The organism is Aquimarina sp. U1-2 (assembly GCF_017897595.1).
GTDB lineage: Bacteria > Bacteroidota > Bacteroidia > Flavobacteriales > Flavobacteriaceae > Aquimarina.
In genome coordinates this window covers 1-677 of record NZ_JAGKIK010000044.1, presented here as the reverse complement: position 1 = coordinate 677, position 677 = coordinate 1, and the positions used below count along the sequence as shown (strand labels likewise).

General features: G+C 39.1%; 1 tRNA gene and 1 rRNA gene. Both read left to right on the top strand.

What is annotated here, in order from left to right:
- A 16S ribosomal RNA gene (locus tag J8281_RS18915) occupies positions 1–106 on the top strand; the annotation flags it as partial.
- 228 nt (positions 107–334) lie between these two features.
- Positions 335–408 (top strand) — tRNA-Ile (locus J8281_RS18910).
- The last annotated feature ends 269 nt before the right edge of the window (positions 409–677 follow it).

Here is a 677-nt window from a genome sequence, read left to right as displayed (position 1 = left end):
CCTGAAGTCCGTCACCGTTAAGGAGCGGCCTAGGGTAAAACTGGTAACTGGGGCTAAGTCGTAACAAGGTAGCCGTACCGGAAGGTGCGGCTGGAACACCTCCTTTCTAGAGATTTTCTTTATTTAGTTTTATAGTTACATATAGGATTACACAAAGAAGACGCTGATACTATTACGCAAGGGTATTGTTTTACTTTATTTTTGAGTTTAGTCTTAATTGCTGTCGATTAATTAGTTATTGAGTATTTGAGTTATTGAGTATTTGAGAAAGAGTTTTTAGTATGAATATTTTACTCATTGTCTTATAGGCTCACCACTCACTGACTACCAATACAGTCTCATAGCTCAGCTGGTTAGAGCGCTACACTGATAATGTAGAGGTCGGCAGTTCGAGTCTGCCTGAGACTACAAGTCGAAAGGCGAGGCGAGAAGCCTGTCCCGAGCGAAGTCGAGGGGAGTCTGCCTGAGACTACGGAATGATGAATGTAGAATTCAGAATTTTGAATTCAGAATTCAGAATTCAGAATATTAGATTTTACATTTATAGTTTTTAAAGTTCATTGGAAAGATATTGAAAAAGGAAATTTTAGAAGTTGAGAATTCTAAATTCGTAATTCTGAATTCTACATTCTGAATTCAAGAAGGGGGAATTAGCTCAGCTGGCTAGAGCGCCTGCC